This window comes from Thermosulfurimonas sp., assembly GCF_015491435.1.
Taxonomy (GTDB): Bacteria; Desulfobacterota; Thermodesulfobacteria; order Thermodesulfobacteriales; family Thermodesulfobacteriaceae; genus Thermosulfurimonas_A.
On the sequence record NZ_WFVX01000110.1, the window covers coordinates 1 to 5,977 of the forward strand.

Consider the following 5,977-nt stretch of genomic DNA (forward strand, 5'->3'; position numbering starts at 1 on the left):
CCCCGGATCCAGCGGCATCTATCCGCTACCCCGTGGCGCAGGGCGTTCTCCCGGGCTGTTTCCAGGGCCAGGGGATTGAGGTCTATTCCTACCCCGGTGAGATCGGGCCTTTCCGCAAGGATGGAGACCAGGATGACTCCGCTACCGGTTCCCAGGTCCAGGATCCTGCCCGGGGGTATCTCCTGCTTGAGGAAGGTCTCCACCAGGATCTCGGTCTCCGGCCTGGGAATGAAGACCCCGGGTGGAACCCGGAAACTCCGTCCGAAAAACTCCACCTCTCCCAGCAGATAGGCCAGAGGCCGGCCGGAGATCCTCTCCCGGAGGAGGCTTTCGAACCGTTCCTCCGGGATCTCCTTTTCCGGGTAGAGATAGACCTCCAGAGGCCGCAGACCGGAAAGGTGAGCCAGGATCAGACGCGTTTCCCGCCGGGCTTCCTCTGGAGCGAGGCCTCCGCGTTGCAGGAACTCGGTGCCTTTTCGCAGGGCCTCCCGAAGGCGCATCAAAAGCCTTTGGGGCGCAGACGGTGCAGGACCACCTCGTGGGTCTCGTCGGAGGTGCGCAGGCGTCGCAGACTGGTGGCCACCTCGTATTCGTGTTCCGCCCGCTGGATAAAAGGAACCAGGACCCTGGCCCTTTCCCGATCGTGGGCCAGATAGATCTCTCCCCCGGGAAGGAGATAGCGCCGGAAGATGTCCAGAAGGGGCTGGAAGAGACGCCCGGCATAGACCACCTCGGCTCCTATGATGACCTCGAATTCTCCCAGATCTTCCGGGTTCAGCCAGTCCAGACGGGATACCCGAACCTCAAGACCGTTGAGACGGGCGGAACGACGGATGAGATCCAGGGGGACGTCTTCGTAGTCGGTCAGGGTGACCTCGTGGCCGAAGGCCGCGGCCGCCAGCCCCGGCACCCCCAGCCCGGCTCCTATCTCCAGGATCTTGCGGGGAGGCTTAAGGGTGGCCACGAAATCGGCCAGCACGATGGCTGCCTCCCACAGCCGGGCCCAGAAGGGGAAACTGTTATTGTCCCCGGTAAGGAACGGGTCCAGGCTTTCCGGACGGAAGAAGACCAGATTACGCCCGCGGATCTGAATGTTTTCCTGAACCAAAGGCCAATCTCCCTTCATTCCAGAGGTCTCCTGGCGAGTTTTATTCTAATATACCGGAAATGTCCCTTTCTCCAAATCTTTAACCGGAGCGTGCTTCCCGGGGGGCGGGAGAGCACCAGATCCAGAAGATCGGCCGGGCTGGAGAGGGATATTCCTCCGGCCTGAACGATGATGTCCGAGCCGCGGGGATAGAGCTGATTGCCCACCGCAAGGGGGGTCTTTCCGACCCTCAATCCGGCCCGGGCCGCAGGGCTATCGGGATATATCCGGGTGAGGATAAGCCCGGTGGGGGGAGATAAACCCAGGGTCTGCGCCAGGGCCCTGGATACGGGTACGGCCTCCACCCCCAGCCAGGCCCACTCCACCCTTCCCTGATCACGAAATCTCCGGAAGGCCTGTTTAATCACCCAGGAGGCCTCGGCCAGGGCCCTTCCGTAGGCCTGGGCACTCTGGACGTAGAAGCCGCAGAAGGTGCCATCCCGCAGGAAAAGAGGCCCGGAAACCTTCCGGGTAAGGAAGACCTCCATGAGATCGGCCCGCAAAAAGCCCTTCACCCTTCGGAGGGCCGGGGCCCTCAGGACCCACCCCGGATAGACTCCCCTCCCTCCGACCGCGGAGACCAGGAAAATGCGGGTTCCGGCCCCGGGCCAGGAGGAAAGGAAGTGCAGCCGTTCCACCTCCGGCACCTGCCGGGAAAGCTGCAGGAAGGCCAGTTCGGTAAAGGGATCGTAAGCCGCCAGGCGGGCGGAGAGGGATTCCCCCCCGGGGAGAAGGGCCTCGATGAACACGGCTTCCTTGACCTCCGGATAGGCCGCCAGGACGTACCGGCCCCCGGGAAGAAGTAGCCCCGTGGTAACCCCGCGGGGATGATCCTCGAAGATGCGCTCCGCCGGACCCTGGGCGGTGAAGAGGGTCACCACCCGGGTAAGAGGGGGTGCCGCCAGGGCCGGTGAGGCCAGGAGGAAGATGAGCGCCCCCAGAAGGACCCTATAGACCACAAAGGGATAAAGGGTATGGGTGCGCAGGAAGCGGAGGAGAAAATGGATGGCCAGGATCCCGGAAATAAAGGCGGTGAACCAGCCCCAGAACACGAGCACCGGGGGAAACCCTCCCACCCAGGCCCTGATCCCCTCCAGAAGACCGGCTCCGGCGATGATGGGCGCGGAGAGGAGAAAGGAGAATCTGGCCGCTTCCTCCCGCCGTAGCCCCAGAAGCAGGGCCGCCGAGATGGTGATGCCGCTGCGGGAGGTGCCGGGTATAAGGGCCAGGGCCTGGGCCAGCCCGATGAGGAACGCTCCCCTGAGTCCCAGATCCATGAACCCTTTGGTTTTTCTCCCCAGGACCTCTCCCAGAATCATGGGCAGACTCATGAGGATCAGCATCCCGGCCACCAGAGAGGCCGAACGGAAATAATGCGAGGCCGCATTCTCTAGAAGTACCCCGGCGAAAGCCCCGGGAAGGGTACCCACCAGGAGAAGACCCCACAGCCGACGCCCCGGGCCCGGCTCCCGTACACCCTTCAGCAGGGATAACCAGTCCCTCCAGAAATAAAGAAGGACCGCCCCCAGGGTCCCCAGGTGGATAAAGGCGTCGAAGGAAAGCCCTCCCCGGAATCCGAAGAAATTTTCCGCCAGGATCAGGTGCCCGGAACTGGAGACCGGAAGGAACTCCGTAAGCCCCTGCAGGATTCCCAGGACTATGGCACCGGCGATCTGCATGCTCAGAAAAGCCTCTTTTTGACAAAGTATATCGCGGTGAGGATGGAGATCCCAAAGGAGATGCCCATCACGATCCAGAAGGCGTGGGGATTGTTCTGGAGGGGAAGACGAATATTCATGCCGTAAATGCTGGAGATCAGGGTGGGCATGGCCAGCACAATGGCCAGCGCGGTCAGAAACTTCATCACCACGTTGAGATTGTTCCCGATGATGGAGGCATAGGCATCCATGGTCCCGGTGAGAATGTCGGAATAGATCTTGGTCATCTCGATGGCCTGACGATTTTCGATCTGGATGTCCTCCAGGGCCTCGTGGTCCTCCTCGGTGAGACGCAGATAGCGTCCGGACTGGATGCGGGTGAGAACCACATCGTTGCCCCTAAGGGCGGTGCTGAAATAGACCAGACTCTTTTCCAGACTCAGGATCTTGACCAGTTCCCGGTTGCGAAAGGAACGGTAGAGTTCCCGTTCATAATCCTCGATCAGACGATCGATGAGGCGCAGATAGCGCAGATAGAGGTTGGCCACACAATAGAAAAGAAGAAAGAGAAAGGAGACCGGCCTTTCCAGATCCACCTTCTGAACCCGCCCGGACTGGGCCAGAATCTCCTCGAAAAGAAGGTTTTCCTTGAGGCAGATGGTGAGAACCACCTCCTCGGTGATGATGATCCCCAGGGGGATGGTTTCGTAGCGGATGATATCCCCCTCGTGGCGGGGGTCCGGAATATGGAAGATGATGAGGAGTTGTTTCTCCTCGATCTCGATACGCGGGCGTTCTTCTTCGTCCAGAGGGTACTTGAGGAAGTCGGGTAGGATACCGAAGCGCGTTTCCACAAAGCGCAGTTCCTCCTCGGTGGGGGCCACGAGCGCCACCCAGGTCCCCGGCAGGGGTTTTTCCGCCGGAATCAGAAAACCGTTTTCCGAGCGATATATCCGAAGCATAGGCCCTACTACTTTAATCCATTCTTCCGAAAAAGCGACCCTTGAGCCGGAGCTCGGTAAAAATTCCGTTTATTCAAGATTTTGCACCTGTTCACGCACTTTTTCGATTACGCTCTTTACCTCCACGGCCAGATGGGAGATTTCCGCCGAGGAGGCCTTATGGGAAAGGGTATTGATCTCCCGGAACATCTCCTGGCAGAGGAAATCCAGCTTACGCCCGTGGGGGCCGGAAGAGGCCATGATTTCCTTAAAGTGCCGAAGATGGCTGTAAAGACGGTCCAGCTCCTCGGAAAAATCCAGTCGATCGGCCAGGATGGCTGCCTCCTGATGTAGCCGCATCGGATCCAGTCCCCTGTCCGCAAGGAGGCGCTGCAGACGTTCCTCCAGCCGGCGGTGCGCCTCCCGGAGATGGGTTTCCTTGCGTTCGGCTATGGCCGCAAGCCAGCGATCTAGTTCCTGTAGATGGGCCAGGAGGATCTCCCGCAGGTAGGCCCCTTCCTCCTCTCGCATTCGGGCCACTTCCTCCAGGGCTTTCTCCAGGGCCGGGGCCAGTTCCGACCACAGGGTCTCGATTTCCGGCGTCTCCTCCACCTGAACGAAGATCTCCCGGAGATGAAGGAGATCCCCGGCCGATAGCTCTCCGGCGAGGTCGTATTCTGCGGCCAGGGAACGCAGATGAAGGAGATACTGGTTCAGAAGCCCCCGATCCACGAAGATGCGGGCCGTATCCGGAGGGACCCCGAACAGCCGGGCCTGAATCTCGAATCTTCCCCGATGAAAGCGGTCCTGGACCTCGCGCCGGATCCTTTCCTCCAGGATCTGATAACGACGGGGCAGACGACAGATGATCTCCAGAAAACGATGGTTGAGGCTCTTCACCTCCACCCGCACCTGGAAGCCCTCGCCGGAATATTCGCCCCTGCCGAAGCCGGTCATGCTCTGCATGGTCTTTCCTCCCTGCGGTTTAGGGTTAGTAATTCGGTCGGGCCTTATACTTAGCACCTCTCCGGGATCTGCGAAACCTCCGGACGGGGTTTCCCCCAACCTCCAAGTCGTGGTAAATAGGAACTATGCGTTATCTAAGGGAACTTCGGCCGGACCCTACCCGTCTCATCCAGGAGAAGATGGCCGTGGCCGAGGAACTTTATACCCTTTGGGGGGAGAGTTTCCTGGGCGATCCGGAAATCCCGGAGCTTCTGGAACACTATCGCCGGGCGGTGGAGCACTCCAATCGCACCATGGAGCAGGCCGGGACCTTTCGGGAGTGCTATCTCTGTACCGTGGAGGAGGGGCAGGGCTGCTGCAAAATAGGACTGGAGAACGAGTGCACGGTGCTTATTCTTCTTCTCAATCGTCTGCTCGGGGTGGAACTTCCCCGGGAAAGGGAGGTCCCGGGGCGGTGTTTCTTTGTGGGGCCGCTCGGGTGCAAGATCCTGGCCCGTCCCATGCTCTGTCGCGATTATTTCTGCCGGCGTCATTATGCCCGCATTCCCGAAGAGACCATGGCCCGGGTTACCGCGGTCCTCAACCAGGAACTGGTGTTGCTCTACCGGATCACCTCTCTCCTCCGGGCCCGGCTCGAATTCTGGACCGGGGATTTTCTCCAGGAACTGGATCTCACCGGTTATACTTAAAACCCATGAGGAGGAGGGTTATGAAAAAATCCTTCGGGTTGATGATGGCGATCCTTTTACTGCTCTTTTCCTGTGCCAAGAAGGAAGTTCCGGTCGGTCCCCTGCCGGAGAAACCGGTGTCCCCTGCCGCCGAAGAGGTAAAGCCTCCCTCCGCACCCCAGGCCCGGGTCGAGGAGAAGCCCGAGGCGGTTTCTCCGCCCCCGGGGTTCACCGAGGAGACCCTGGAGGCGGCTGCGGCTAAAGCGGCCCGGCTTCCCCAGGAGGAACGCTGGAAGATTTACGGCCGCAGCACCCCTCCGCTTAAGGCCATCTTCTTCGATTTCGACGATTATCGTATCCGTCGCGACATGCTCCCCCGTCTCCAGGAAGACGCCCGTTTCCTCCTCCGTCATCCGGAATATAAGGTGGAACTTCAGGGGAACTGCGACGAGAGGGGAGATCGGGATTACAATCTGGCCCTGGGAGAGAAACGGGCCTTGGAGGTGCGGCGTTTTCTGATCAATCTGGGGGTTTCCCCGGATCGGCTCTCCACGGTGAGTTTCGGAGAGGAGAGGCCTCTGGCTCTGGGACATGACG

Annotated in this window: 7 protein-coding genes; 2 read left to right on the plus strand and 5 right to left on the minus strand. The window is 60.3% G+C overall.

The window, feature by feature from the left end; genetic code table 11:
* The 5 genes from F8J34_RS04900 to F8J34_RS04920 all read right to left on the minus strand — a co-directional run.
* Positions 1-500: HemK/PrmC family methyltransferase (locus F8J34_RS04900; RefSeq protein WP_297056891.1), on the minus strand; the 500-nt coding region annotated here is incomplete at its 3' end.
* Positions 500-1,126, minus strand: a complete 627-nt coding sequence (locus tag F8J34_RS04905; protein ID WP_297056892.1) for a methyltransferase — start codon at positions 1,124-1,126, stop codon at positions 500-502. The genes F8J34_RS04900 and F8J34_RS04905, both read right to left, overlap by 1 nt.
* Positions 1,123-2,826 (minus strand): undecaprenyl-diphosphate phosphatase, encoded by a 1,704-nt coding sequence (locus tag F8J34_RS04910; RefSeq protein ID WP_297056893.1) that lies wholly within the window; start codon positions 2,824-2,826, stop codon positions 1,123-1,125. Before F8J34_RS04910 ends, F8J34_RS04905 begins: the two co-directional genes overlap by 4 nt.
* A 2-nt stretch (positions 2,827-2,828) precedes the next feature.
* Complete coding sequence (locus tag F8J34_RS04915) at positions 2,829-3,767, minus strand: magnesium transporter CorA family protein (RefSeq protein ID WP_297056894.1); 939 nt, start codon at positions 3,765-3,767, stop codon at positions 2,829-2,831.
* Positions 3,768-3,836: 69 nt separating this feature from the next.
* A complete protein-coding gene (locus F8J34_RS04920; RefSeq protein ID WP_297056895.1) occupies positions 3,837-4,712 on the minus strand; it encodes a YicC/YloC family endoribonuclease in 876 nt (291 codons plus the stop codon).
* 125 nt (positions 4,713-4,837) lie between these two features.
* Between F8J34_RS04920 and F8J34_RS04925 the strand changes: the two genes are divergently transcribed.
* Complete coding sequence (locus F8J34_RS04925; RefSeq protein WP_297056896.1) at positions 4,838-5,401, plus strand: hypothetical protein; 564 nt, start codon at positions 4,838-4,840, stop codon at positions 5,399-5,401.
* A gap of 20 nt (positions 5,402-5,421) precedes the next feature.
* Positions 5,422-5,977: OmpA family protein (locus tag F8J34_RS04930; RefSeq protein ID WP_297056897.1), on the plus strand; the 556-nt coding region annotated here is incomplete at its 3' end.

Bases quoted from the DNA above. Each gene is read 5' to 3' on its own strand.
- F8J34_RS04905 (WP_297056892.1), bottom strand. From the start codon at position 1,126: ATGAAGGGAGATTGGCCTTTGGTTCAGGAAAACATTCAGATCCGCGGG.
- F8J34_RS04910 (WP_297056893.1), bottom strand. From the start codon at position 2,826: ATGCAGATCGCCGGTGCCATAGTCCTGGGAATCCTGCAGGGGCTTACG.
- F8J34_RS04915 (WP_297056894.1), bottom strand. From the start codon at position 3,767: ATGCTTCGGATATATCGCTCGGAAAACGGTTTTCTGATTCCGGCGGAA.
- F8J34_RS04920 (WP_297056895.1), bottom strand. From the start codon at position 4,712: ATGCAGAGCATGACCGGCTTCGGCAGGGGCGAATATTCCGGCGAGGGC.
- F8J34_RS04925 (WP_297056896.1), top strand. From the start codon at position 4,838: ATGCGTTATCTAAGGGAACTTCGGCCGGACCCTACCCGTCTCATCCAG.